The sequence below is a fragment of the Candidatus Pelagibacter bacterium nBUS_29 genome (assembly GCF_051200905.1).
Lineage (GTDB): Bacteria > Pseudomonadota > Alphaproteobacteria > Pelagibacterales > Pelagibacteraceae > Pelagibacter.
Window position 1 is genome coordinate 740,229 of the sequence record NZ_CP172843.1, and the last position, 23,002, is coordinate 763,230.

Consider the following 23,002-nt stretch of genomic DNA (forward strand, 5'->3'; position numbering starts at 1 on the left):
GTTCTTTAAATTTCTGACCTAGCTCTTAAACGTTCATAAATAAGACGCGTTTTAACACCTAAATTCAGAAATGGTTGAGGTGGTAACCAAGTAGGTTTATTTCTTGCTTCTATAGTTTCTATTTCTTTTGTGTTTTCTTCGCTTGCTTTAATAGCAATTTGTTCACCAAATAAAGTACCCACACCAATACCTGAGCCATTATAACAACCAGCAACAAAAACATTATTGTCAATTTTTTCAAATATTTGTGAACTGTTTCTTGTTCTAGATACAACGCCAGACCATGATGACTGAATTATATCTTCGGGTAATTGTGGAAATCTTTTTTTAATACCAATTCTTTGATTAATTGATCTTATCTCTAGATCTGATTTTTTCATTTTAAAAGGATTGTGAACTTCTGCTGTATTTCGTATCAAAATTCTTTTATCATTAGTCATTCTAATTGTAGCGCCCATTGGTCTTACAGGTAGCACGCCCCACTCTTCTGGTTGACCAATAGTTTTAAATTCATCATCAGTTAATGGTCTTGTCATACTTGCAGTTAAAGTAATTGGAAAATTATAGTTTGATTTTATTCCTAATGATTTCAAAAAACCATTTGTAGCAAAAATAATTTTCTTAGTATTAATTTTACCATTTTTAAATTCACAAGAGATTATATCTTTAGTTTTATTCCAACTTATTAATGATGAATTTTCATATAAACAAACATTCTTTGGTAATACGTCAACCATTGCTCTAACTAGTTTTCCAGGATGCAATAAAACTCCACCCTTGGTATGAAGTGCTATATTATAAAAATTAGTACCTAGTCTTTTAGATAATTCATTATTAGATAATAAATTATGTTCAAAATTTAATTTTGTAAGAGTATAAGAAAAGTTTCTTAAAATTTTTTCATCTTCTCTTTTTGAAGATGCAAAATATTTTCCACATTCATTCCAATCACAATCTACTTGATGTTCGTTTATAAATTTCTTAACAATTTTTATTCCTAATTCATAAATATCAGCTTTTTTTTTATAGTTATCCAGCTCTTTGTTTGAAGTGAAACCATCATTAAGTGTTGTATCAACCAAATATCCTGAATTTCTGCTACTAGCACCCTCACCTGCTAATTGAGCATCAACTAGTATAATTCTTTGATTTGGATGTAATTGACCTAATTTTCTTGCAGCAGACAGCCCAGTGTAACCTGCTCCAATTACTAACCATTCACAATCCTCATTTGATTGAAGTGTTTTAACATTTGTTCGATGAATTAAATCTTTAACCCAACTACAACCATTATCGTTAGTCACTTCCATGAAGTGACTGTACGATAATTGGTATAAATTTTAAAGTTCTTAAGAGTTTAAAGAAGGTTGTTTTTTCATGTCAGCTTTGTTGATACCAGCAACTTTAACTGGTTTCTTCATTGCATCTCTTCTAAATGGTTCACCAAGCTCTTGGTTCAGAATTACTTCTATAAATGTTGTAATTCCTTTCTTTTGATCTTCACAAGATTGCTTGATAGCTGCTGTAGTTTCTTCCATCGTTCTAACAGAAACTCCTTTTAATCCACATGCATCAGCAACTTTTGCATAACTTAATTCTGGGTCTAACTCTGTTCCAACAAAATTATCATCAAACCAAAGGGTTGTGTTTCTTTTTTCAGCACCCCATTGATAATTTCTAAAAATAACCATTGCAATTGCTGGCCATTCTTCTCTAGCGCATGAGCTCATTTCATTCATACTGATACCAAAAGCACCGTCACCAGCAAAACCTATTACCGGAGTATCTGGACAACCGATTTTTGCACCTAAAATTGAAGGGAAGCCATAACCACAAGGACCAAATAATCCTGGAGCTAAATACTTTCTTCCTTTTTCAAATGTTGGATAGGCGTTACCAATTGCACAGTTGTTTCCAATGTCACTTGAGATAATAACATCTTCAGGCATCCCTGCTTGAATTGCTCTCCAAGCTTGTCTAGGAGACATTCTATCTGAATCTCTTTTTCTTGCTTCTTCGTTCCAAACTGTACCTTCATCATCGTCCTCATGATCAAGACTTGATAATTTTTGTAACCAAGCTGATTTAGTTTGATGAATAATATCTTTTCTTGCTTGTCTGTCATTATCACCTGCTGTTGGTGAAAGTTGAGCTAAGAGTTGTTGCGCAACTAATTTTGCATCACCACAAATTCCAACTGAAACTTTTTTGGTTAAACCAATTCTATCTGAATTCATATCTACTTGAATGATACTTGCCTCTTTTGGCCAGTAATCCATTCCATAACCTGGTAAAGTTGAAAAAGGATTAAGTCTTGTTCCTAATGCTAATACAACGTCAGCTTTTTGAATTAATTCCATTCCTGCTTTTGAACCATTATATCCTAATGGGCCAGCCGCTAATGGGTGACTTCCTGGAAAACTATCATTGTGTTGATATCCAGAACAAACTGGTGCATCTAATTTTTCAGCAAGTTTTTTACAATCTTCAATAGCTCCACCAATTACAACACCTGCGCCTGATAAAATTACTGGAAATTTTGCGTTAGATAATAAGTCTGCAGCTTTTTTAATTGCATCTACTCCTCCACCTTGAGTTTCCAATCTTACGATTGGCGGTAAGTCAATATCAATTACCTGTGTCCAATAATCTCTTGGAACATTTATTTGTGCTGGGGCTGAACCTCTAATTGCTTTTTCAATAACTCTATTTAAAACCTCTGCCATTCTTGAAGGGTCTCTAACTTCTTCTTGATAACAAACCATATCTTTAAATAAATTCATCTGCTCAACTTCTTGAAAACCACCTTGTCCCATAGTTTTATTTGCAGCCTGAGGTGTAACTAATAACAATGGAGTATGATTCCAGTATGCAGTTTTAATAGGTGTGACTAATCCAGTAATTCCAGGTCCGTTTTGTGCAATTACCATTGACATTTTACCAGTGGCTCTTGTGTAACCATCTGCAATTAATCCACCATTAGTTTCATGAGCAACATCCCAAAAAGTTATCCCAGCATCTGGAAAGATATCTGAAATTGGCATAAAAGCAGATCCAATAATTCCGAATGCGTGTTCAATTCCGTGCATTTGTAAAACTTTTACAAAAGCTTCTTCTGTTGTCATCTTTGTCATAAAACTAGAACTCCTCTAAAGTGTAAATTTAAAATATTTAAAAATCGTTTGTTAATTTTTGCGATTAATATATAAGATTTTACAAATTTCAAACAAACAAATCGACACAATAAATATGGCTACAGACATTATAATTCATGATAAAAAAGACAACGTAGGAGTAGTTGTTATTGAAAAAATCACTCCAAAACAAGACTGTGCTTGCTGGATAATGGAAGATGACAGTTCAACAAATATTCAATCAGTAGATGAAATCCCTTTAGGACATAAAATTGCTATGATTGATCTTAATGAGGGTGACACAATCCTTAAATATGGTCATGATATAGGTAAAGTGGTTAAATCAATTAAAAAAGGTGAACACGTTCATGTTCACAATGTTAAAACAAAGAAGTGGTAATAATATGGAAATTCCAAAAAGTTTTTTAGGTTATAAAAGAGAAAATGGCAGAGCTGGTACAAGAAATCACGTAATCATTCTACCAGTTGATGACATATCTAATGCATGTGCTGAAGCTGTAGCAAATAATATTAAAGGAACAATCGCTCTACCCCATTCATATGGAAGACTACAATTTGGAGCAGATTTAGAACTTCATTTTAGAACTATGATTGGAACTGGATGTAACCCTAATGTTGCTGCAGTAATAGTTATTGGTATTGAGCCAAAATGGACTAAAAAAATTGTAGATGGGATTGCTAAAACTGGAAAACCAGTTGAAGGATTTCACATTGAGCGTACTGGAGACATTGGTACTACAATGAAAGCATCAAAAAAAGCTCAAGAATTTGTAATGTGGGCTTCAGAAAAACAAAGAGAAGAATGTCCAATGAGTGATCTTTGGATTTCTGTAAAATGTGGTGAATCTGATACAACATCTGGATTAGCTGCAAACCCAACAGTTGGAAATTTAATGGACAAACTAGAGCCGATGGGTGTTCATTTATGTTTTGGTGAAACTTCAGAATTAACAGGTGCAGAACAAGTTTGTGCAACCAGAGGTGCAACTCCTGAGGCTTCAGATAAATTCATGAAAACTTGGAACTCTTACAATGATTTTATTTTAAAAGAAGCAACAGATGATCTTTCAGAAAGCCAACCAACGGCAGGTAATATTGCTGGTGGTTTAACTACGATTGAAGAAAAAGCTTTTGGAAACTTCCAAAAAATTGGAAATTGTAAATTTATAGATGTTTTGGAACCAGCAGAAGAACCAACTAAAGGTAAAGGTTTGTACTTTATGGATACCTCTTCAGCAGCAGCAGAGTGTGTTACACTTCAAGCAGCAGCAGGATTTAACATTCACTTGTTTCCAACAGGTCAAGGTAATATCGTTGGTAACCCAATTGAGCCAGTTGTTAAACTTACAGCTAATCCATTGACTGTAAAAGGTATGGGTGAACATATTGATTGCGACGTTTCAAAAATATTAACTCGTGAAATGAATATGTCTCAAGCTGGAGATGAATTAATCAAAACTACTTTGAGAGTTGCTAATGGAAGATTAACTTGCGCTGAAGCTTTAGGTCACAAAGAATTTGTGATGACTAAGCTTTACAGAAGTGCATAAAATCTTTTGTGCCTATTAATTTCCAATACTTAAAGTCAATCATACCAGGTGTTATTTTAGCTTTAGTATTTTGTTTATTTTCACAGGGAATAAATAACGTCTTAGCTATAGAAATTTTTGGAACTCCTAAAAGTCCGATTTCAACAGTTCTCATTGCAATATTACTTGGTATCTTAATGGGTAATGCATTTACTCCAAGACCAGGCATGATGATTGGATTAGATTTTACTCAACAATATATTTTAAAATTAGGAATTATTTTTTTAGGAATAAGATTAAGTTTTGAAGAACTTATTAAATTTGGGTCAATCGCTATTCCTTTAATCATTTGTTGCATTGTGGGTGTGTTAATACTTGTAAAATTATTGATTAAGAAAGTACCTATCTCATCAAAAATGTCTTATTTGATAGCTATAGGCACAAGTGTTTGTGGGGCAACTGCCATTGTTGCGACAGCACCAGTTATTAATGCAAAAAAATCAGAAGTAGCTTACGCAATAGCAAACATCACATTGTTTGGTGTAATAGCAATGATTATTTATCCTTATTTTGCAGAATGGTATTTTGATAATGATGCTTTAAAAATTGGTTTGTTTTTAGGAACATCAATTCATGAAACTTCTCAAGTTGCAGCAGCTGGGCTAATTTATGATCAGCAATTTAATAGTCCTGAAACATTAAATGTTGCAACTGTAACAAAGCTAATAAGAAATACTTTTTTAGTAATTCTAATACCTTTGTTTGCATTTTTGTATAATCGAGGTGAGTTAAAAGGCCAAAATTACTCTATTTTGAGTATTTTTCCTTATTTTGTAATTGGTTTCATAGGAATGATTATTTTAAGAAATATTGGCGACCAACTCTTTACACCTAACAACAACAGTTACGATCTTTGGATAAATTTAATTGGATATTTAAAAACTTTAGCTACAGTATTTTTAACAATGGCTATGGCTGCTGTAGGTATCTCAATTAATTTAGGTGAATTAAAGTCGATGGGCTACAAACCGTTTGTTGTAGGTTTAATAGCAGCAGTAACAGTCGGATTTATAAGTCTTATATATATTGAAACTTTAACTAAATTTATTTAGTAAATCTAAGATTTCAAAAATAATTTTTTTCTTAAATTTGAAAAAAATCGTCTTATAAAAGCAGCGCTAACACCCAGAAAAATTGCAAACATAATCGAAAACAGTCCATAAAAGAAAGGCATTTCTATAGAAAATTGTTGAATGAATAATGAAAAGAAATTTAAATCAGCATCTGACACCATGTTAATTTCACTTTCTACGTGTTCAGCAAAAAATGAGTCATAAGCAATAGCAATACCAACCACTAATAATAAAATCGCTAGTAAAGCTCTTAAGCCTGAGCTATCAATTTTCTCACCTAGTTTTTGTCCGATTTGAACACCTACAATTGATCCAACGACCAACATCACAACTAACAACAGATCTATAGATCCATAATTGAATGAATGTAAAAATGTAACTATGACACTTACAAAAATTGTTACAAATAGCGAAGTACCTGGAACTAATTTTGTTGGCATTTTAATAATGTAAATCATTGCAGGAACCAAAATGAAAGCACCACCAATACCCATAATAGCTGCAATAAAGCCTACCATTAAACCAATTATAATTGGTGTAAAAGCACTTTCATATAATTTAGATTTTGGAAATCTCATTCTTAATGGAAGACCATGTATCCAATAATGAACGTGTAATTTTTTTTTAATTAAAAGATTTTTTTTTGCTTTGTCGATCTCACCCAAACTTTCAACAAGCATTAATGTACCAATGATTGCTAGTATGTACATATAAGCTAAAGAAATTACAGTATCAATTTTACCAATTCCTTTAAAATATGAAAATGTATAAATTCCTAAAGAAGTTCCAATAGTACCACCCACAACAATCATTAAACCCATTTTGTAATCTAAAGTATTTTTTAAATAATGGGTTGTTGATCCAGAAACAGACGTTGCAAGTATATTGTTAGCTTCATTGGCAACAGCGTATGCTGGGGGAACACCTAAGAAAATTAAAAATGGTGTCATTAAAAATCCACCACCAACACCAAACAACCCTGAGAGAACTCCAACGATTGCACTTAACATAAGTATTTCAATTGGATTAACAAATACTTGAGCTATTGGTAAAAATACTTCCATAAAAAAATTAACAGTTGTTTAAAAACAACTTAGTTAAATGTGATAAAAGTTCCAACTAAAATAACACCCCAATAAGCGGCTAGGCTCATAAATATACCAGTTTTTATTAAAACAGATTTTAGATTTGTAATTTTATTTATGATTTTTATGTTAGAAAGTTGCATTAACTGCGTCAATACACCCGCAGGAATATTTGTCAAACAATTATTTTAATTCTTTATAATTTTTATTATTTAATAGATGGTAGCACCAAAGACTTTGATTGCGCCATCCTCCTCACCTAAAACTAGTCTTCCAAGAAATTCTCCTGAGATTTCTTTGTTCGTCTGTTTGATTAAGACAGTCACATGAACACCTCTTCTAAGACAACCAAATGGTTCAAATGTTTCTTTTAAATTGGTTATTATTTTGTTGTTGGCCCACTGCTTGCCGAGTTCTACCTCATTGGCTCCAAACAACATTTGAGTTGAAAAATCTTTAGTAAAACCACCATAATCTTTAAGATTTGATGATTTAACCAAATTATCCCAGATGGGTTTAGCTATCTCATAAACCTCATCGTCTGTCTTTGACAATATATCCATGTTGTTGACTTAAAGTCTTGTTAAGAAGCTTTTTTCTTCTCATTCTCATCCACTATATGGTAGACGGGAACTTTTTCCATACTAAACTTACCAGTTTTAGGATCTCTTCTAGAAACAGTCAAACAATGCCAATTATCATCATCAAGTTTCATATGATCACCTCTGTAATAGTATCCTGGCCATCTAGTTTCTTCTCTAAACATTGTATGTTCTGTTACACACTGAGAAGTAAGAGCTCTATGTTTTAACTCCCAGGCTCTCATCAGTTGGTGGTAATCTTCAGCTCCAACATTTTCAAGATCTTCCTCTAACCAAGCTAAAAGCTCCAAACCTCTTTTGAGCATGTTAGCATTTGTCATATAATTAGTCGCAATTCCACCTACATATTCGTCCATAATTCTTTGTAGACGCTGTAAACCTTGAATTGGTGAAATGTAACTTGGAGATACTGTTCCTCCAGTAATTTCATTTTGAGCAACTGTATATGTTTCAAGTGGTTTATAGACTTTAGTTTTAAAATCCTCACATTGATTATCAGAAACCTTTAAACCTTCAGCTTTTTTGTCTTCAATGTATTTAACTGCAGCTTTAGCAGCTAATCTACCTTCAGTAAAAGAACCTGATGAAAATTTATGAGCACTTCCACCTACTGTATCACCTGCACCAAACAATCCATCAATTGTAAGCATTCTGTTATATCCCCAGAAATATTCTGGTGGAGATAAATCTTCTGGACCACTAACCCAAGCTCCTGAACATGTAGCATGAGAACCCATTACGTATGGCTCAGATGTTGTTAATTCTGGATTTGTGTATTTTGGATCAATATTTTGAGATGCCCAAACAACTGCTTGACCAACTGTCATACCTAAAAAGTTTTCCCAACCAACAGTTTCTAAATGAGGGTCTTGGAATGCCTCAGTTGTAACCATGTGAATTGGTCCACCACCAGCCATAGTTTCTTGAATAAATGCATGGTTTCTCAAACAAGTTGGAGTAGGATGATGATCAATATATTCACCAACAAGCTCTTTAGTTTGGTCATACCATTTCTTCTCATAGTTTTCACCATTAGCATTTTGAGTATAAGTTTTTAAATGTAAGAAATATGCACCAACTGGTCCATACCCATCTTTAAATCTACATAACACAATTCTGTTTTCCATTTGTGTCATTTTTGCTCCAGCAGCAATAGGCAAAGCATAAGCTGAACCATTACTCCAAGGAGCATACCAAGTTCTTCCCATTCCTTCACCAACAGCTCTTGGTTTAAATATGTGAGAAGCACCACCAGCCGCAACTATTACAGCTTTTGCTCTAAACACATGGAAATCACCAGTTCTCATATTAAATCCAACAGCACCACCTACTCTGTTTTCTTGAGACTCATCCATCAATAAATGAGTAATCATAATTCTGTTGTAAATTTTATCAGCTGACTTTTTTGCAGCTTCTGCAACGATAGGCTTGTAACTTTCACCATGAATCATTATCTGCCACTTACCTTCTCTAAGATATCTACCAGTTTCCTCATTTTTCATCATTGGAAGACCCCATTCATCAAACATGTGAACTGTTGAATTTACGTGACGAGCCATATCATAACCCAAATCTTCTCTAACCATTCCCATTAGATCATTTCTTGCATATCTTACATGGTCTTCTGGTTGGTTTTCACCCCACTGCATTCCCATATAACAGTTAATTGCATAAAGACCTTGAGCAACAGCACCACTTCTATCGATATTAGCTTTTTCAACACAAATAATCTTCATGTCTCTTCCCCAGTGTCTAGCTTCAAAAGTAGCACCAGTTCCAGCCATACCACCACCAACAACTAGAACATCGCAATCTTCGTAATGTGTTTTATGTTTAGCCATTAGTAGTAAACTCCTTTTTTAAATGAATCTTTTGGAACAACTGGTAGTTCTCCATCAATATTAAGACCTTGCGGTTCTGTATATAATCTTTGAGAATTAATTTCGCCTTGGTTTGGTTTATCACCATCTGCAAGTTTTGGAATAAATTTTCCCCATGGTTTAGTTGTAATTGGTGAAACAAAATCTTTTGTAGTTCCATTTCTAAATTTAATTTTCCAAGAAATGGTTCCTTTTTCTTCTTCTCTTCTTACTCTAACACTGTGGCCCATTGGAGCAAAATCAGCATATCCTCTAACATCAATAGCATGATTAGGACAAGCTTTTACACAAGAATAACATTCCCAACAAAAATTAGGTTCAATGTTTTTTGCACGTCTAATATTTTCATCAATGTGCATTATATCTGATGGGCAAATATCTACGCAATGACCACAGCCATCACATCTAGTCATGTATACAAATGTTGACATATTATTTTCTCTCCTTATTTAAAATTTTCATAATTAATAATGTTTAGGTTGTTCTCTTTTAATACCTAAACCAAACTGTTCAGGCGCATCTGCTGGTGGTGGTAAATTATCTCTAGACCCATCAGCTTCAGCTAGATTTTTTTGTATTGCAGCACCAGGTTTGTAAAACATGTGAGCAAATTTTGACCAGTAAACTCCTCCAAATAAAACTAAATTTGAAACAACAAATAAAGCTAAAAATAAGAAAGAAAGTTCTGTCTGACCATTAGATTGAGTATATGACCAAGCTAGTCCAAAAGTCGAACATGCTAATAATGCTAATACAAATAAATCTGCTTTAATTATTCTATACCAAGGATGAGCTTCTGCCGAAACATCAACTCTTAAAAAAAACCAAAACCAATATCCACCAACACATGTCAAAATAGCACCAACATGCCATAACATTGACCACATAGATGATGATGATTTATCAGCACCTGTATAACAAAATACCAACACTGCTGATGACACCCAAAAAATAATTGTGCCATACATACCAAGCACATGGGATAATCTTCTTTTTCCAAATCCAAGTTCAGCGGTAGTACCAATATCAACAACAGTTGTTTTTGCTATTATAGATGCTTTTTCACCAGCTCCTATTTCTCTAGTTGCTTGAAGCTTGGCTTTTTTTGCATTATTTAAAAAATACGTCAAATTTTTATGATGTATCATTTGAATGATTGTACCTAGTGCAATTAATGCAATCATTGCGATAATGAAGGATTGCATAGCAAATGGAGATACCGTCTCTGCTAGTATTGAAAATGGATTAGTCTCTAACATTTTACCCTTGTGTTAAATTTTTATGAATTATTTAATGAGTTTTCTAATCTAGATATTTCCCCAGATCAACCCTAACTATTGAGCAATTTGTCTTTAATAACAACCTATAATTTAAATTTTACGCTTGTAGTGTTGATTTTTTTGGATCACTGACCTTACACCACCCTGGGGATTCTCAACATCATTTTCCCTTCTTGGAATTAAATGAATGTGGCAATGCATAATTGATTGGCCTGCAATTTTACCAGCGTTGGTTCCCACGTTAAAAGCTTTTACAGTTTTGTCTTTACTTAAAATTTCTTCTTTAATTTTTTTAATTAGATCATTACATGCGATTAACTCTTCATTGGTTAGTTCAAAATAATCAATTAAATGTCTTTTTGGAATTATTAGACAATGATGATTTGAAACAGGATAAGTATCATAACTTGCATATGCTAAATTATTTTCATGCGCTATACCACTAGCCTTAGAATTGCAAAACAAACAAGGATTATTAGGATCTCTCATAATTTATTTATATTTTGGACAATTATTTATAGCTGAATTGTAATGTTTTAATAGTTGGTTATAAATTTTGAATTCTTTTCTTTTCCAATTAATTTGATTAATTGTTCTGACTGAAGCAATTCCTTTTCCTGAACCAATTAAAATAATTTCGTCAAATTCATTTAAGGAATTTATTAAAATATCTTTTTTTATAATTTTTTTAATTTTTGCCTTAAAAAATTTATAAGTAATTCCCTTATAAAATTTATTTATTGGTGAAAAAATTTTTTTATCTTTTACAAAAAGTATATTCGATGTTCCTGTTTCAAGAATTTTTTTGTTAGAACACAATCCAATATCTGATTTAGAATTATCAAGTTTTGATAAATGTTTTAAAATTTCTTTATATTTCAAATTTTTAAATTCTGGTTTTTGTCGCTTTAAATTAACTAATTTTAAATTAAAATTTAACTTAGGCTTAATTCTTTTACGCAAAGAAATCGATAAAGTATTTTTATTGAGAGCAACTCTTAACAGATGGTTGTATTTAATTTTGTTGTCTAAATTTTCTTCAATTAATTTTAAAATATCAGATTTTATAGATACCTTTATAATAGAATAAGCTTTGGTAGACTTAATTAAATTATTAATATGATCTTTAAAAAAAAGAATTCTTGGAGGAGAACCAAAAATCCACATGGTAGTAAATACACCATGATCGCCCCAAAGATCTTTAAATTCAATTTCCTTAAGATCTTTAAGCTGATAAGATTTTTTTAATAAGTATTTTACCATTTAAAGTTAAAAAAGATTCTGGGTGAAATTGAAATCCATAAATTTTATCAATGTTATTTTCAAATGACATTGCGGCTCCTGAAATAACACATCTCATCGTTATGTCAAAATTTTCTGCCTTGAAAGGTTCTTTCAATTTTAAAGAATGATATCGACCGACCTTAAATTTCTGTCCAGTATTAAATAGTTTGCTTGATTTATTCACTAATACTTCTGATTGGAAACCGTGGTAAATTTTACTTTGCTCAATTATACTGGCCCCTTCACTAAATAATATTTGCTGAAATCCAAGACAAATTCCTATTATTCTCTTCTTACCTTTAAATTTTTTATAAATTTTTGAAGATGTAGGATAATCTTTTGGTGAACCAGGTCCTGGTGAAAAAACAATTGTAGATGCTTGGTTTAATTTAAATTTATCAATTTTGCTAAAATCATCGCACACAACATCATCAAATAATGAAAATTGATGAACCACATTATGTGTAAACGAGTCTTTATGATCAATTACATATATCATTTGTATAAATCTATTAGTGCTTTTGCCTTAATAAAATTTTCATTAAATTCATGTTTTGCATTACTGTCAATTACAACACCTGAGGCAACAGAGATCTCAGAAATATTTTTATAATTTAAAATAGATCTAATAATAATATTGAATCTCATATCACCATTAAATTTAATAAAACCAAAGCTTCCTGTGTATATATTTCTGTTTTCTTTTTCCTGATTATTTAAAAGATTGAGAGTATTTATTTTTGGACAACCAATAACTGAACCACCTGGCATCATAGCCTTTATGATATCTATGTTTTTGACATTCTTTTTGAGCTTACCAGAAATTAAACTTACATAATGATAAAGGTCTTTATATTCTTCAACGGATTTTTCATTTTTTAATCTTACACTCCCAGGAACACATATTCTTGAAAGATCATTTCTTTCCATATCAACAATCATGTTATGCTCTTTGGTTTCTTTAATATTGTTTCTAAAGAAATTTAAAGCTTTTGTTTTATTAATTTTTTTTGTTTTTCTCAAAGTTCCAGCAATTGGTTTGGTTGAAATAGATAAGCCATTTTTAGTAATCAAATTTTCAGGCGAGCAGCTTATAATTGAGAAATTCTTATCTTTAATCATAAATGCCTCAGGTGCCAAATTCGATTTAGCAAGTCTGCAAAAAAAATCTAAAGGATCAATTTTTGATTTATTCTTGTATTTTGTACATATTTTAATCTGATAAGTGTCACCAGATCTTATTTTTTTCTTAAATCTATTAAAAATTTTGCTGTATGTGTTTTGATTAATATTGATCTTAAAGTTTTTATCTACTTTCTTGTCACTATTAGATTTATAAAATAAATTGTCTTTTAGACTTACTTTGGTCTCTGGTTTGTAAAAAATTCCTTTGGGAAAATTGATAGTTTTTTGTTTAGGAAGCTTAACATCTATAAGGTTGTTCAAAATTTCATAGCCAAAAAATCCAATAAACAAATCTGTATCTTTTAATTTTTTTCTAATTTTTAACTTTTTGTTTAAAAATTTATTAATGTTTTTATTGTTGAGAACTATCTTTTTTGAAAAATCTGAATAGAGATCAAAACCTTTTTTACTTTTATATAAAATAAAAGATTTATTGGAACTATTGATTTCGTTAAGTAAATAATTTTTTGTCAATTTATTAAGTAGTTTGTAATCTTTTAACCTGCTTTTCAATAATTGGTAAATGTATCAAACCTGCAAAAATTGATAATGCGATAGAAATGTACCAAGCATAGTCGTAAGAACCATAATAATCATGAAAAACTCCCCCCAAGTAAGCTCCAAAAAAAGAACCTATTTGATGACTTAAAAATACTATGCCATACAATAAGCCTATATATTTTGTTCCAAATATAAAGCTTACTAATCCCATCGTAGGGGGAACCGTAGAAAGCCATAAAAAACCGAATGTAATTCCAAAAAAAATAGCCATGAATGTGCTCGGTGGTGAAAAAATAAATATAGCAATCACTAAACCTCTAGTTAGATAAATTACACTTAATATCAATTTTTTACTAAATTTTTGAGCAAGATAACCAGATGTTAATGTTCCAAAAATATTAAACAATCCAATCATTGATAAAATCGTAACAGTGCACCACTCAGGCAAACCTCGATCGTTTATGTATACAGGTATATGTGTTGCAACTAATGTAATGTGCCAGCCACATACAAAAAAACCTAAAATTAGATAAATAAAACTTTTATTATCAAAAGCCTCTTTAAGTGCTTCAGTTGCAGTTTGCTTGTCATCAATTTTTCCACCTACCACATCTTTAGGTGTAGTTAGAAGGAATGCTAAAATTAATCCAATAAACACAAACACTGCGAAAAATAACAAAGTATTTTCCCATCCAAATTCAACCAAAGAATATCTAGTAAAGATTGGGGAAACAAAAAAACCAAATGAGCCTGAAGCTGTAACTATTCCCATAGCTAAAGTTCTATTGGATTGAGGAAAATGTTTAGCAACAACTGAGACAGGGATACTGATTGCTGTGCCACCAAGAGCAATTCCTATAAAAACTCCAATTGCTGTCACAAAGTATAGCCCTGTATTAAATTGAGAATAAAGCATCAAAATACCAAATAAATAAAATACAAAACCAATTAATACAGCTATATGTCCGCCATACTTATCAGTGATTATTCCAAACCAAGGTCCAAATACTCCCCAAAGTAACATTTGAAGTCCGAGAGCAAACCCAAATTGAGACAGGGTTATTCCTAAATCAGTTGAGAAATCAAAATAAAACATTCCAAAAGTTTGCCTTATCCCAAGAGAAATAATTACAATTGAACAGGCTGATAACAAAGTAATTAAAACTGTTTTATTTTTTATGAATCTTTCAGATGACATTTAAAATCTATTTTAAATGTTTAAGTGCTTGTTTGATATCAGCTATAAGATCATTAGGATCTTCAAGTCCGATATGTAATCTAACAATATGCTCATTTTTTTCTAATTTTAAGTAACTTCTATTTCCTTGTTCTCTTATATTTTGATGTAAAGCTAAACTTTCAAACCCACCCCAACTATAACCATGGCCAAATAGTTTTAAATTATTCACAAATTTAACCACTGATTTTTCGCTTTTAGCTTTAACTCTTAGTCCCATCAAACCTGATGCTCCAGAATAATATTTCTTCCACATTCTAAAATTGTAAGAATCTTTTTTATATGGATATAGCAACTTAATATTTCTAAATTTAGATAAAAATTCTGCAACTTTTTTGGCATTCTCTCTATGTCTATCTAATCTAACATCTAAAGTTCTTAACCCTCTTGTTATCAAATAAGCGTCATCAGGTCCTAATCTTAAACCAGTAACTTTTTCTGCAGCTTTAACTTTAGCAAAAACTTTTTTATTAACAGCTAAGCTTCCCCCCATCACATCAGAATGACCTGAATAATATTTTGTTGCAGATACAATAGACATATCAAAACCAAGTTTAATAGGTTTTAAAAAATATGGAGTTCCCCATGTATTATCAATTGCAGTTAAAATTTTATGTTTTTTTGCTATAGAAATAATTTTACCAAGATCTTGAAAATCAAATGTGTTGCTTCCTGGATTTTCTACAAAAATTAATTTTGTTTTATTTGTAATAGCTTTTTCTAATGTCTTAAGATCGTGAGGATCATAAAATGTAGTTTTAATATTAAATTCTTTTAGAAAATCTTGTGAAAGTAAACGTGTTGGACTGTAAACTGGATCAGCTACAATTATTTCGTCACCTGGTCTAGTAACACTAAAAATTGCAAGAAAAACTGCTCCAAAACCTGTGGGAGTTAAAAAGGTAAAATAGCTTTCTTCTAGCTTTGATAAAATTTGTTGTAATATATGTGTTGTTGATGTCCCTTGTCTTCCATAATCAAAATGTCCACCTGTAGGGTTTTTTTTTGCTTTATCTTGAGTTTTTCTAATATCCTGCATCGATTTGAATATAATCGTTGATGCTCTGACAATTGGTGGATTAACAGACTGATTGTGAAAGTCTTTTGCGGTATGTTTTAAAAATGTTTTAAAAGAATTGCTCATAATAAAATTTGATATGTTTAGAAGACAATGCTATATCCCGTAAAAAACGTCAATAAAATTAATAAATAGGATTAAATGAGTTACCCAAAGAAACATAGAGGCCGAAGAAAACAAGGCTCTAAAAAGAGAAGAGCAAAGAGAAAAAACAAGAAGAAATAATTCCTCTATTCTTTAATCCAACCACCCCCAAGAACCCTATGGCCATATTGATCTTTGCTATAGAATACGCATGCTTGCCCCGGTGAAATACCATCTTCAGGATTGGTCAAATTAACATGGGCAGTATTATCATCTTTTAGATCTACTTTTGCTTCAAGAAGATTTCCTGTAGATCTCACTTTGACAAATATATTTTGATCTAAATCTTTTTTATCAGTTAATAAATTAAGATCTTTAAGAGATATGTCTTTTTTTCCAAGATTTTCTTTTGGACCAACTATAATTTCGTTATTATCTGAATTTATCTTTAAAACATAAAGAGGCTCCACATCAGAAACTTTAATTCCTTTTCTTTGTCCAATTGTAAAATTAATAATACCATCATGCACACCAATAACTTTTCCTTCTAAATTCTTAATATTTCCTTTTTGAAAAGAGTCTGGTCTAAATTTTCTAATTACTGATGCATAATCTCCGTTGGGTACAAAACAAATATCTTGACTATCAGGTTTATCCGCAACATTTAAATCTAGTTCTTTTGCAATCTCTCTTGTTTTATCTTTTAACATTCCACCTAATGGAAATCTTAAATAATCTAATTGTTCACGTGTTGTGTTAAATAAGAAATAACTTTGATCTCTGTTTTCATCAATTGCTCTATACATATTGTTAGTGTTATTTGTTGTAATATTTTTTACATAATGACCGGTTACTAATGCATCTGCATTAAGATCTTTTGAGACTTCAAATAAATCTTTAAATTTCACTGTTTGATTACATTGAACACAAGGTATTGGAGTTTCACCATTTAAATAACTATCAACAAAATTATCTATAACACCTTGCTTGAACTTATCTTGATAATATAAAATTTTATGTTCAATTCCCAATTTGTGAGCAACACGTTTTGCATCCATGATATCTTGTCCTGAACAACATTGTTTAGATTTAGCCACTTCTTTTCCATCATCATAAAGTTTTAAAGTTATTCCTATAACTTTATAACCTTCATTCTTCATAATTCCGGCTACAGTTGAAGAATCTACTCCACCAGACATAGCCACAACTACAGTGGTATCCTCAGGCTTTTTATCAATTCCAATAGAGTTTAATTCTTTATTCATAAGGTGGTATTTATACTTATTTACAATATAAGTTAAATTAAATGATTTTAGATTATGAGCCAGGTGACAAAGTCACTAATCCAAACAATAAAGACTGGGGTATTGGGCAAGTTCAATCTATCATAAATGGAAAAGTTACTGTTAATTTTGAAAATGTTGGTAAAAAAGTTATTAATTCAAATTTAATAAATCTAGAAAAACTCTCTAACAAAAAGAATACAAAATGAGAATAATATTAATAATAGTAATAAGTTTAATTTCATTTTGTAATTTTGCTTTTTCTAAAGAAAAGCTTTTACCTAATACTCTTTTAGAAATTAAAGTAATTGAAAACTGGAAACCAGTAAAAAACTTTCAAAAATTTAAAGAATATTCAAGAAAAAGACCTATGCCTGAAAATAAAAGATTTATAGAGAGAAACGATAAAGAATGGAAATGCTTTGATAGAATTAAGAATGTAAATCCTTATCCAAAAGATGATAACTCACATATGATATGGTTTAGTTGTCAAAACTATTTACATTTTATGGGAAATAAGAATCCTCAAATAATAGGTGATATATTATTACACTGGGCGTCAGCTAAAAAAGACCCAATGATTGAAAAAAAAACAACTAAATCAATTGGATATAATGTTTCTGGATATGATATTCCAAGTACAATTGGTACTTTTGCTCAATTTTATGCTGTCTGGTACAATGAAATTAATTTCACAGAACAAGAAAGACAATTAGTCAATAAATATTTAGTTCAGAAGCTCCTTGATCAAAAATTCAAAGTTTTAAATCATGGTAAAAGAAAATGTAATATCAAAAAATTAAAAAGTATTTATTCAAAAAACACAGGTACAAATAATTGTGGAAATATTAGAATGAAAGTTGCTGTTGGTGAGATTATGCTTGGCTTTAGATTGAAAAACCAAGAACTATTAGACAAAGGTCACAAAGATATTTATGTTGTGCAAGCTTTTATCAACAAAGATGGTATTAACATTAATCACGCAAGTAGAGGTGCTAATACTGTAAATTATTCATGGGAATACACAGGTTACTCAAGTATTCTAGCAGAAGTTTATAGACCTGTTGGATATGATTATTTTGAACATACTTTTCCTCGTGGAGCTAAAGTAAAAGATTACATAAAATTTAATTACAAACTTCTCAAAGATTTTAAATTAACAGCAGAATGGGCAAAAAGAAATGTAGGTTCACAATTTAATAAATATAAAAATATTTCTAAACTTACTCAAGCTGAATATTTGCAAACTGAATATGCAGAAAATGTTTATTCTTTTGAGCATGGTGATAAAGAATTCATAAAAGCACATCCAAGATTTACAAAAAAATATATGCCAGAAGTTTATTCAAGTGTTTCTGAAGAAGAAATTAAAAATTTTTACAATCATCGAGAAGGTCTAATTTCAGCTAATAAAGGTGTTAGTTCTTATGGCTTATATTATGGAAATAATTGAGAGTAATTTAAAATAAATTTTTATAATATGGATATAAAAACAATAATAGAAAGATTAATAGATCCCTTTTTAAAGGCTGGCGATTTATCGATAGCACTTAGAGAAAAAGGGTTAAAAAAAGAAATAAAATCTGACAACACTCCTGTAAGTAATGGTGATCTTGAAGTTAATAAATTTATTACCAAAAATATATCTGAAATCACACCGGATATTCCAATTATATCTGAGGAAACTTCTGATAACAAAGATAACACTCAATTAAAAAATTTTTGGTTAGTTGACCCTATAGATGGAACATATGATTACATAAATAACCTTGAAGAGTTCACAATTAATGCTGGTTTAATAATCGGTAACAAGCCTGCAGCAGGATTAATTTACGCACCTGCAAAAAGAAGAATGTTTTATTCATTTGGAGAAGGAAGTGCTTTTGAGTTAACTAACGGACAAACTATAAACTTAAGTGATAAAGTTATTGAAAATAAAAGACCTATTAAATTTATTTCTTATTCAAACAAAATTAAACCAGAAATTCAAAAAATATATCAAGAGATTGGTGTAATTGAAAATGTGAGAATGAAAAGTTCACTAAAATTTTGTGTGGTTGCGGCAGGAGAATATGATGGTTATGTTGCAGAACCGAGAGCTTATGAATGGGATATAGCCGCTGGTCATGCCATACTAGTCCATTCAGGAGGAACTGTTACAGATTTTAATGGGAATGAAATTTTGTATGGAAAAAAAGATCTTAAAAATCCTAGTCTAATTTTAAAAAGTAAAAATATATTATAATGGATGAACAATTAAGAATTATACTTATTATAATAGTTTCTGTTTCGATTTTTGGGCTATTAGTTTTTGTGTTTGTTAAAAACTATGTAAGACAAAAAATTAATAATTTAGTTGAAGAAGAAAAAGATACAAAAACTAAAGTAGATTAATTATTTTAAGATATTCATCTTTTTCTATATCCATTACTTTTCTTGAGGTTTCAAAATCAAAACCATTTCTAGCTAATAAAGAAATATCTTTTTTGTAAAATAAAGTTCTATTATCTTCAGCTCTTGCTGGTCCTATTCTTTTTTTTTTGCATATTTTTATTGCTGAAAAAAAATCTTGATCAGAATTATCTTCTTTAATTTTATCAACAGTGTCTTTAATAAACTCATCATGAATTCCTTTACCTATTAGATAGTTTCTAATTTTATTAATAGAGCTTCCTCTTTGGATCATACTTTTTGCTTTGCTTTCAGAATAAAATTGGTCATTAATAAATTTAGTTTTTTCTAAATCAGACAAAACAATATCAATCAATTTATTGACGTCTTTTTTTCTTACATCAGAGGAAGAAAGTTTCATATATTTCTTCAACAAATAAGTCTTTAACTGCTGTTTTGAAGGGGCATATTTTTCAACATAAGCAAATGCAAAATTTCTCATCTCTTCTACAGTTACTTGCAGTGTTTTTTTTCTATTTCTTATAGGAATCATGGATAGATTTTATATAATATATTTAAATGATCGAACAAATTTATACTTATTTTTCTATTGAGACACTTTATATGTGGATCAACATTGGTGTATTACCATTTTGGTTTATACTAATTTTTTTTCCTCAGTCTCATCTTGGTAGAATTTTTGTTGCATCGATATTTCCAATATTTGTCTTAAGTAGTGTCTATATTTTTGTTTTATATAAATCCTATTTAATTGGTTATGATTTTATTGGAAATTTTACATTATACTTAGGTTTAGATGAGCTCTCCAGATTATTTGAAGATCATCTATATTTAATGCTCTTTTGGACACACTTCATTGCAATCAATTTATTTGTGGGTGGGTGGATTGTTAAAGACTCACAAAAATTTTATATCAATAAAATCTTAATAGCGTTTCCTCTAATAGCTACTTATTTAGTAGGACCGATTGGTTTATTAATATATTGGATCATTAGAATATTCTATGCAAAAAGAATGAATTTATATGAGTGATCATATAGATTTTTATTTTGATATAATCAGCCCCTATTCTTACATTGCCCATAAAAAAATAAAAAAAATTAAAGAAAACAAAAAAATTACATTTAACTATAAGCCTATTTTATTAGGTGGTCTTCACAATCTAGCAGGTATAAGTGCTCCAGCTTTTAACAAGTATAAAATGAAAAATATGCAGAGTGATTGTGAATTAATTTCAAAAAAAAATAATATTTCTTTTAAATGGAATTTAAAATTTCCAATAAATTCATTATCAATTATGCGCGGATATTTACAAGTGAATGAAGATCAAAAAAAAGATTACTTGGATACTTTTTTTGATGCCTATTGGAAAGATAATTTGGATTTATCTTTAGAAAATGAATTGTGCAAATTGCTAAATTTGTTAAATATTGATACAGAAATTTTTTTTAAGGAAATCAAACATCAATCAATTAAAGATAATTTAAAAGAATTAACCAGTGATGCTTTTAAAAGAGAAGTTTTTGGTGCACCAACTTTTATAGTAAACAATAAAATTTTTTGGGGACAGGATCGTCTAAAATATGCTCTTGAAGAATTAAGTGATAATTAAACTATTTTAAACTTACTTTGTTTAATTGCACCAAAACCACCATCAATGTGAGATACATTTTCAAACCCCATATCTTTTAATGACTTAGCAGCTAATGCGGAACGCAAACCACCTGCACAAAATAAAACAATTTCTTTTTCTTTATCTAATTTGCCTTGTTGAAAATAAGGACTATTTGGGTCCATCCAAAACTCCAACATTCCTCTTGGTATGTGGTGAGAGTTTTCAACCCTTCCTTCTTTTTCTAGCTCTCTAACATCTCTTATATCAATAAGATTTATTTTATCTTTATTGAAACCTTCCAAAGCTTCATCAGTAGAAATAGTTTTAATTTCTAATAAAGCTTCGTTAACTAAATCTTTAGCCGATTTTATATTCATAAATTGTGTTATACATTATTTTTATACTAAATAAACAACTGTGGTTCCAAAATTCCTCAGACCTTATAACGTTAAATATTTTAATCTAATTAGAATTGGTCCTAAAATTGATGGTGGCTACATGATCAACAAAATAGTTTTTAATAAAAGTAATTTATTACTTGCATATTTTATTGAATGCAAAAAAATTTAAGATCAGTAGCAACTATACTAAAAGAGATTATCCAGTTATAAAGATAAATTATAAAAATTTTAAAAAAAGAAGAGATAGTGTTAAAATCAGATTTATCAAATAAAAAGATTTGTATAGTATATACGCATCACAAATTAGGTGATTTAGTTTGGCAACTTCCTTACATAAAAGCCATTAGCGACCACCACACTCAAAGTGTAGACTTAATATTAAGAGAAAAAACTCAAGCAAAAAATATTTTGCAAGATCTAAAGTATATAAACAATATTAATTACAATAATTTTAGAAAAAGTTTTTATTACTGGATTGATGTTTGGAAGTTAATTAAAATTTTTAATCAGAATAAATACAGTCACTTATACATATTGGATAAAGTAAATAAACCTGCAATAGCCGCCAAACTATCTGGCATCACAAATATTATCGGACCTGGTATAGGAAATCAAAAAAAATATCTTACCACAAATGTAATTTTAAATGATGATGATAGGAAATTAAGTTATTCTGAACAATCTCAGAAGTTATTAAAACTACACAAAATAAATATAGACAATCCTTATCCTCAAATTGAAGTAGATATAAAAAGATTTAATGAAAATAATCCAGATCTATTGTTTGACGGAAAAAAAATTGCATTTGGTGTTGACTCTTTTGAAGATTATAAAATGTGGTATGAAGAAGATTTTATAAAATTAGCTGATTTACTTTATGAAAAAAAATTATTTGATTATGTATATCTTATTTGTGGTCCTGATAAATCACATGTAGCAAAAAGAATTATTAAAACATCTCAAAAGAATTATTTTATAGATTGTTCAAACAAAGATCTTACCGGGGTTATTACTGCTATAAAAAATTCTAGTTTTTTTGTTGGCAATAACTCTGGTCCCTTAAATTTAGCTGCAGCATTAGGCGTGAAGTCATTTGGGATAATAGTAAATGACGCTATAAGTGAATTGAAATATAGTAAAATAGAATTTATAACACCCAAAAATTATAAAGATAACACTTGGATTAGAGATAGAAAAAATATGAAAACACTTAGTCCTGAGGAAGTTTTTAATGTATTGATAGATAAAATTAATTAAA

General features: G+C 30.1%; 27 protein-coding genes. 10 read left to right on the forward strand and 17 right to left on the reverse strand.

Translation table 11 applies throughout. From position 1 onward, the window contains the following. Window positions 1–5 precede the first annotated feature (5 nt). Both ACIJYA_RS04030 and xsc read right to left on the reverse strand, forming a co-directional pair. Window positions 6–1,310 carry an NAD(P)/FAD-dependent oxidoreductase gene (locus ACIJYA_RS04030; RefSeq protein WP_435087383.1) on the reverse strand — a complete coding sequence of 435 codons (1,305 nt, stop codon included), beginning with the start codon at window positions 1,308–1,310 and terminating at the stop codon, window positions 6–8. A gap of 39 nt (window positions 1,311–1,349) precedes the next feature. Further along, the gene (gene xsc / locus ACIJYA_RS04035) at window positions 1,350–3,134 is read right to left on the reverse strand and encodes a sulfoacetaldehyde acetyltransferase (RefSeq protein WP_435087386.1); all 1,785 of its coding nucleotides are present in this window, start codon (window positions 3,132–3,134) and stop codon (window positions 1,350–1,352) included. A 115-nt stretch (window positions 3,135–3,249) separates the two neighbouring features. On the opposite strand from xsc, the gene ACIJYA_RS04040 reads away from it, so the two are divergent. Further along, a complete protein-coding gene (locus tag ACIJYA_RS04040) occupies window positions 3,250–3,534 on the forward strand; it encodes a UxaA family hydrolase (protein ID WP_435087388.1) in 285 nt (94 codons plus the stop codon). A gap of 4 nt (window positions 3,535–3,538) precedes the next feature. Beyond that, on the forward strand, window positions 3,539–4,705 hold the full coding sequence (locus tag ACIJYA_RS04045) for a UxaA family hydrolase (protein WP_435089260.1): 1,167 nt from the start codon (window positions 3,539–3,541) through the stop codon (window positions 4,703–4,705). Here the strand turns inward: ACIJYA_RS04045 and ACIJYA_RS04050 are convergent. Beyond that, window positions 4,683–4,913 carry a hypothetical protein gene (locus ACIJYA_RS04050; RefSeq protein ID WP_435087389.1) on the reverse strand — a complete coding sequence of 77 codons (231 nt, stop codon included), beginning with the start codon at window positions 4,911–4,913 and terminating at the stop codon, window positions 4,683–4,685. The genes ACIJYA_RS04045 and ACIJYA_RS04050 overlap by 23 nt on opposite strands. Here ACIJYA_RS04050 and ACIJYA_RS04055 point away from each other — a divergent pair. Beyond that, window positions 4,882–5,796 (forward strand): YeiH family protein, encoded by a 915-nt coding sequence (locus tag ACIJYA_RS04055; RefSeq protein WP_435087390.1) that lies wholly within the window; start codon window positions 4,882–4,884, stop codon window positions 5,794–5,796. The two genes, ACIJYA_RS04050 and ACIJYA_RS04055, sit on opposite strands and share 32 nt — an antisense overlap. A gap of 5 nt (window positions 5,797–5,801) precedes the next feature. Here the strand turns inward: ACIJYA_RS04055 and ACIJYA_RS04060 are convergent, their stop codons facing one another. From ACIJYA_RS04060 to mnmA, 12 genes are all read right to left on the reverse strand, one after another. Then, entirely contained in the window at window positions 5,802–6,881 is a 1,080-nt protein-coding gene (locus ACIJYA_RS04060) for a sulfite exporter TauE/SafE family protein (protein ID WP_435087391.1), read from the reverse strand. 233 nt (window positions 6,882–7,114) lie between these two features. Continuing rightward, window positions 7,115–7,465 carry a hypothetical protein gene (locus tag ACIJYA_RS04065; protein WP_435087393.1) on the reverse strand — a complete coding sequence of 117 codons (351 nt, stop codon included), beginning with the start codon at window positions 7,463–7,465 and terminating at the stop codon, window positions 7,115–7,117. A 20-nt stretch (window positions 7,466–7,485) separates the two neighbouring features. Then, window positions 7,486–9,345 carry an adenylyl-sulfate reductase subunit alpha gene (gene aprA / locus ACIJYA_RS04070; RefSeq protein WP_435087395.1) on the reverse strand — a complete coding sequence of 620 codons (1,860 nt, stop codon included), beginning with the start codon at window positions 9,343–9,345 and terminating at the stop codon, window positions 7,486–7,488. Further along, window positions 9,345–9,815, reverse strand: coding sequence for an adenylyl-sulfate reductase subunit beta (gene aprB / locus ACIJYA_RS04075; protein WP_435087396.1), 471 nt, complete (start codon window positions 9,813–9,815; stop codon window positions 9,345–9,347). Before aprB ends, aprA begins: the two co-directional genes overlap by 1 nt. Window positions 9,816–9,848: 33 nt before the next feature. Beyond that, window positions 9,849–10,643: an adenylyl-sulfate reductase gene (locus ACIJYA_RS04080; RefSeq protein WP_435087398.1), complete on the reverse strand. Its 795-nt coding sequence runs from the start codon at window positions 10,641–10,643 to the stop codon at window positions 9,849–9,851. Between the two features lie 111 nt (window positions 10,644–10,754). Further along, window positions 10,755–11,153: an HIT family protein gene (locus ACIJYA_RS04085; protein ID WP_435087400.1), complete on the reverse strand. Its 399-nt coding sequence runs from the start codon at window positions 11,151–11,153 to the stop codon at window positions 10,755–10,757. Between the two features lie 3 nt (window positions 11,154–11,156). Continuing rightward, window positions 11,157–11,927 carry an aminotransferase class IV gene (locus tag ACIJYA_RS04090; RefSeq protein WP_435087402.1) on the reverse strand — a complete coding sequence of 257 codons (771 nt, stop codon included), beginning with the start codon at window positions 11,925–11,927 and terminating at the stop codon, window positions 11,157–11,159. Beyond that, the gene (locus ACIJYA_RS04095) at window positions 11,890–12,447 is read right to left on the reverse strand and encodes an aminodeoxychorismate/anthranilate synthase component II (RefSeq protein ID WP_435087403.1); all 558 of its coding nucleotides are present in this window, start codon (window positions 12,445–12,447) and stop codon (window positions 11,890–11,892) included. The genes ACIJYA_RS04090 and ACIJYA_RS04095 overlap by 38 nt, the downstream gene beginning before the upstream one ends. Next, window positions 12,444–13,607 carry a chorismate-binding protein gene (locus tag ACIJYA_RS04100; RefSeq protein WP_435087405.1) on the reverse strand — a complete coding sequence of 388 codons (1,164 nt, stop codon included), beginning with the start codon at window positions 13,605–13,607 and terminating at the stop codon, window positions 12,444–12,446. The genes ACIJYA_RS04095 and ACIJYA_RS04100 overlap by 4 nt, the downstream gene beginning before the upstream one ends. Window positions 13,608–13,611: 4 nt before the next feature. Continuing rightward, window positions 13,612–14,832 carry an MFS transporter gene (locus tag ACIJYA_RS04105; RefSeq protein ID WP_435087407.1) on the reverse strand — a complete coding sequence of 407 codons (1,221 nt, stop codon included), beginning with the start codon at window positions 14,830–14,832 and terminating at the stop codon, window positions 13,612–13,614. A 7-nt stretch (window positions 14,833–14,839) separates the two neighbouring features. After that, window positions 14,840–16,015, reverse strand: coding sequence for a trans-sulfuration enzyme family protein (locus ACIJYA_RS04110; RefSeq protein ID WP_435087410.1), 1,176 nt, complete (start codon window positions 16,013–16,015; stop codon window positions 14,840–14,842). 164 nt (window positions 16,016–16,179) lie between these two features. Next, window positions 16,180–17,298, reverse strand: coding sequence for a tRNA 2-thiouridine(34) synthase MnmA (gene mnmA, locus ACIJYA_RS04115; RefSeq protein WP_435087412.1), 1,119 nt, complete (start codon window positions 17,296–17,298; stop codon window positions 16,180–16,182). A 41-nt stretch (window positions 17,299–17,339) separates the two neighbouring features. Here mnmA and ACIJYA_RS04120 point away from each other — a divergent pair, with 41 nt between their 5' ends. From ACIJYA_RS04120 to ACIJYA_RS04135, 4 genes are read left to right on the forward strand one after another with little or no spacing between them, the layout of a single operon-like run. Further along, window positions 17,340–17,525, forward strand: coding sequence for a DUF3553 domain-containing protein (locus ACIJYA_RS04120; RefSeq protein ID WP_435087414.1), 186 nt, complete (start codon window positions 17,340–17,342; stop codon window positions 17,523–17,525). Then, entirely contained in the window at window positions 17,522–18,769 is a 1,248-nt protein-coding gene (locus tag ACIJYA_RS04125) for a hypothetical protein (RefSeq protein WP_435087415.1), read from the forward strand. The genes ACIJYA_RS04120 and ACIJYA_RS04125 overlap by 4 nt, the downstream gene beginning before the upstream one ends. A 27-nt stretch (window positions 18,770–18,796) precedes the next feature. Continuing rightward, entirely contained in the window at window positions 18,797–19,561 is a 765-nt protein-coding gene (locus ACIJYA_RS04130) for a 3'(2'),5'-bisphosphate nucleotidase CysQ family protein (protein ID WP_435087417.1), read from the forward strand. Further along, window positions 19,561–19,710, forward strand: a complete 150-nt coding sequence (locus ACIJYA_RS04135) for a hypothetical protein (RefSeq protein WP_435087419.1) — start codon at window positions 19,561–19,563, stop codon at window positions 19,708–19,710. The genes ACIJYA_RS04130 and ACIJYA_RS04135 overlap by 1 nt, the downstream gene beginning before the upstream one ends. Here the strand turns inward: ACIJYA_RS04135 and ACIJYA_RS04140 are convergent. Continuing rightward, on the reverse strand, window positions 19,697–20,260 hold the full coding sequence (locus ACIJYA_RS04140; RefSeq protein ID WP_435087420.1) for a regulatory protein RecX: 564 nt from the start codon (window positions 20,258–20,260) through the stop codon (window positions 19,697–19,699). The genes ACIJYA_RS04135 and ACIJYA_RS04140 overlap by 14 nt on opposite strands. Before the next feature lie 26 nt (window positions 20,261–20,286). On the opposite strand from ACIJYA_RS04140, the gene ACIJYA_RS04145 reads away from it, so the two are divergent. Together ACIJYA_RS04145 and ACIJYA_RS04150 are read left to right on the forward strand one after the other, a co-directional pair. Next, a complete protein-coding gene (locus tag ACIJYA_RS04145) occupies window positions 20,287–20,760 on the forward strand; it encodes an ABA4-like family protein (RefSeq protein ID WP_435087422.1) in 474 nt (157 codons plus the stop codon). After that, the gene (locus ACIJYA_RS04150) at window positions 20,753–21,340 is read left to right on the forward strand and encodes a 2-hydroxychromene-2-carboxylate isomerase (RefSeq protein WP_435087424.1); all 588 of its coding nucleotides are present in this window, start codon (window positions 20,753–20,755) and stop codon (window positions 21,338–21,340) included. The genes ACIJYA_RS04145 and ACIJYA_RS04150 overlap by 8 nt, the downstream gene beginning before the upstream one ends. Here the strand turns inward: ACIJYA_RS04150 and ACIJYA_RS04155 are convergent. Then, window positions 21,337–21,720 (reverse strand): rhodanese-like domain-containing protein, encoded by a 384-nt coding sequence (locus tag ACIJYA_RS04155; RefSeq protein ID WP_435087425.1) that lies wholly within the window; start codon window positions 21,718–21,720, stop codon window positions 21,337–21,339. The genes ACIJYA_RS04150 and ACIJYA_RS04155 overlap by 4 nt on opposite strands. A gap of 270 nt (window positions 21,721–21,990) precedes the next feature. Here ACIJYA_RS04155 and ACIJYA_RS04160 point away from each other — a divergent pair, with 270 nt between their 5' ends. Beyond that, window positions 21,991–23,001 (forward strand): glycosyltransferase family 9 protein, encoded by a 1,011-nt coding sequence (locus tag ACIJYA_RS04160; RefSeq protein ID WP_435087427.1) that lies wholly within the window; start codon window positions 21,991–21,993, stop codon window positions 22,999–23,001. The last annotated feature ends 1 nt before the right edge of the window (window position 23,002 follow it).

Excerpts from the sequence above, each read along its gene's own strand:
- ACIJYA_RS04095 (WP_435087403.1), bottom strand. The coding sequence starts at position 12,447 with ATGATATATGTAATTGATCATAAAGACTCGTTTACACATAATGTGGTT.
- ACIJYA_RS04080 (WP_435087398.1), bottom strand. The coding sequence starts at position 10,643 with ATGTTAGAGACTAATCCATTTTCAATACTAGCAGAGACGGTATCTCCA.
- ACIJYA_RS04105 (WP_435087407.1), bottom strand. The coding sequence starts at position 14,832 with ATGTCATCTGAAAGATTCATAAAAAATAAAACAGTTTTAATTACTTTG.
- ACIJYA_RS04055 (WP_435087390.1), top strand. The coding sequence starts at position 4,882 with ATGGGTAATGCATTTACTCCAAGACCAGGCATGATGATTGGATTAGAT.
- ACIJYA_RS04130 (WP_435087417.1), top strand. The coding sequence starts at position 18,797 with ATGGATATAAAAACAATAATAGAAAGATTAATAGATCCCTTTTTAAAG.
- ACIJYA_RS04065 (WP_435087393.1), bottom strand. The coding sequence starts at position 7,465 with ATGGATATATTGTCAAAGACAGACGATGAGGTTTATGAGATAGCTAAA.
- ACIJYA_RS04150 (WP_435087424.1), top strand. The coding sequence starts at position 20,753 with ATGAGTGATCATATAGATTTTTATTTTGATATAATCAGCCCCTATTCT.
- ACIJYA_RS04110 (WP_435087410.1), bottom strand. The coding sequence starts at position 16,015 with ATGAGCAATTCTTTTAAAACATTTTTAAAACATACCGCAAAAGACTTT.
- xsc (WP_435087386.1), bottom strand. The coding sequence starts at position 3,134 with ATGACAAAGATGACAACAGAAGAAGCTTTTGTAAAAGTTTTACAAATG.
- ACIJYA_RS04145 (WP_435087422.1), top strand. The coding sequence starts at position 20,287 with ATGATCGAACAAATTTATACTTATTTTTCTATTGAGACACTTTATATG.
- ACIJYA_RS04155 (WP_435087425.1), bottom strand. The coding sequence starts at position 21,720 with ATGAATATAAAATCGGCTAAAGATTTAGTTAACGAAGCTTTATTAGAA.
- ACIJYA_RS04040 (WP_435087388.1), top strand. The coding sequence starts at position 3,250 with ATGGCTACAGACATTATAATTCATGATAAAAAAGACAACGTAGGAGTA.
- ACIJYA_RS04045 (WP_435089260.1), top strand. The coding sequence starts at position 3,539 with ATGGAAATTCCAAAAAGTTTTTTAGGTTATAAAAGAGAAAATGGCAGA.
- mnmA (WP_435087412.1), bottom strand. The coding sequence starts at position 17,298 with ATGAATAAAGAATTAAACTCTATTGGAATTGATAAAAAGCCTGAGGAT.
- aprB (WP_435087396.1), bottom strand. The coding sequence starts at position 9,815 with ATGTCAACATTTGTATACATGACTAGATGTGATGGCTGTGGTCATTGC.
- ACIJYA_RS04120 (WP_435087414.1), top strand. The coding sequence starts at position 17,340 with ATGATTTTAGATTATGAGCCAGGTGACAAAGTCACTAATCCAAACAAT.
- ACIJYA_RS04135 (WP_435087419.1), top strand. The coding sequence starts at position 19,561 with ATGGATGAACAATTAAGAATTATACTTATTATAATAGTTTCTGTTTCG.
- ACIJYA_RS04030 (WP_435087383.1), bottom strand. The coding sequence starts at position 1,310 with ATGGAAGTGACTAACGATAATGGTTGTAGTTGGGTTAAAGATTTAATT.
- ACIJYA_RS04060 (WP_435087391.1), bottom strand. The coding sequence starts at position 6,881 with ATGGAAGTATTTTTACCAATAGCTCAAGTATTTGTTAATCCAATTGAA.
- ACIJYA_RS04050 (WP_435087389.1), bottom strand. The coding sequence starts at position 4,913 with ATGCCTGGTCTTGGAGTAAATGCATTACCCATTAAGATACCAAGTAAT.
- ACIJYA_RS04125 (WP_435087415.1), top strand. The coding sequence starts at position 17,522 with ATGAGAATAATATTAATAATAGTAATAAGTTTAATTTCATTTTGTAAT.
- aprA (WP_435087395.1), bottom strand. The coding sequence starts at position 9,345 with ATGGCTAAACATAAAACACATTACGAAGATTGCGATGTTCTAGTTGTT.
- ACIJYA_RS04140 (WP_435087420.1), bottom strand. The coding sequence starts at position 20,260 with ATGATTCCTATAAGAAATAGAAAAAAAACACTGCAAGTAACTGTAGAA.
- ACIJYA_RS04085 (WP_435087400.1), bottom strand. The coding sequence starts at position 11,153 with ATGAGAGATCCTAATAATCCTTGTTTGTTTTGCAATTCTAAGGCTAGT.
- ACIJYA_RS04090 (WP_435087402.1), bottom strand. The coding sequence starts at position 11,927 with ATGGTAAAATACTTATTAAAAAAATCTTATCAGCTTAAAGATCTTAAG.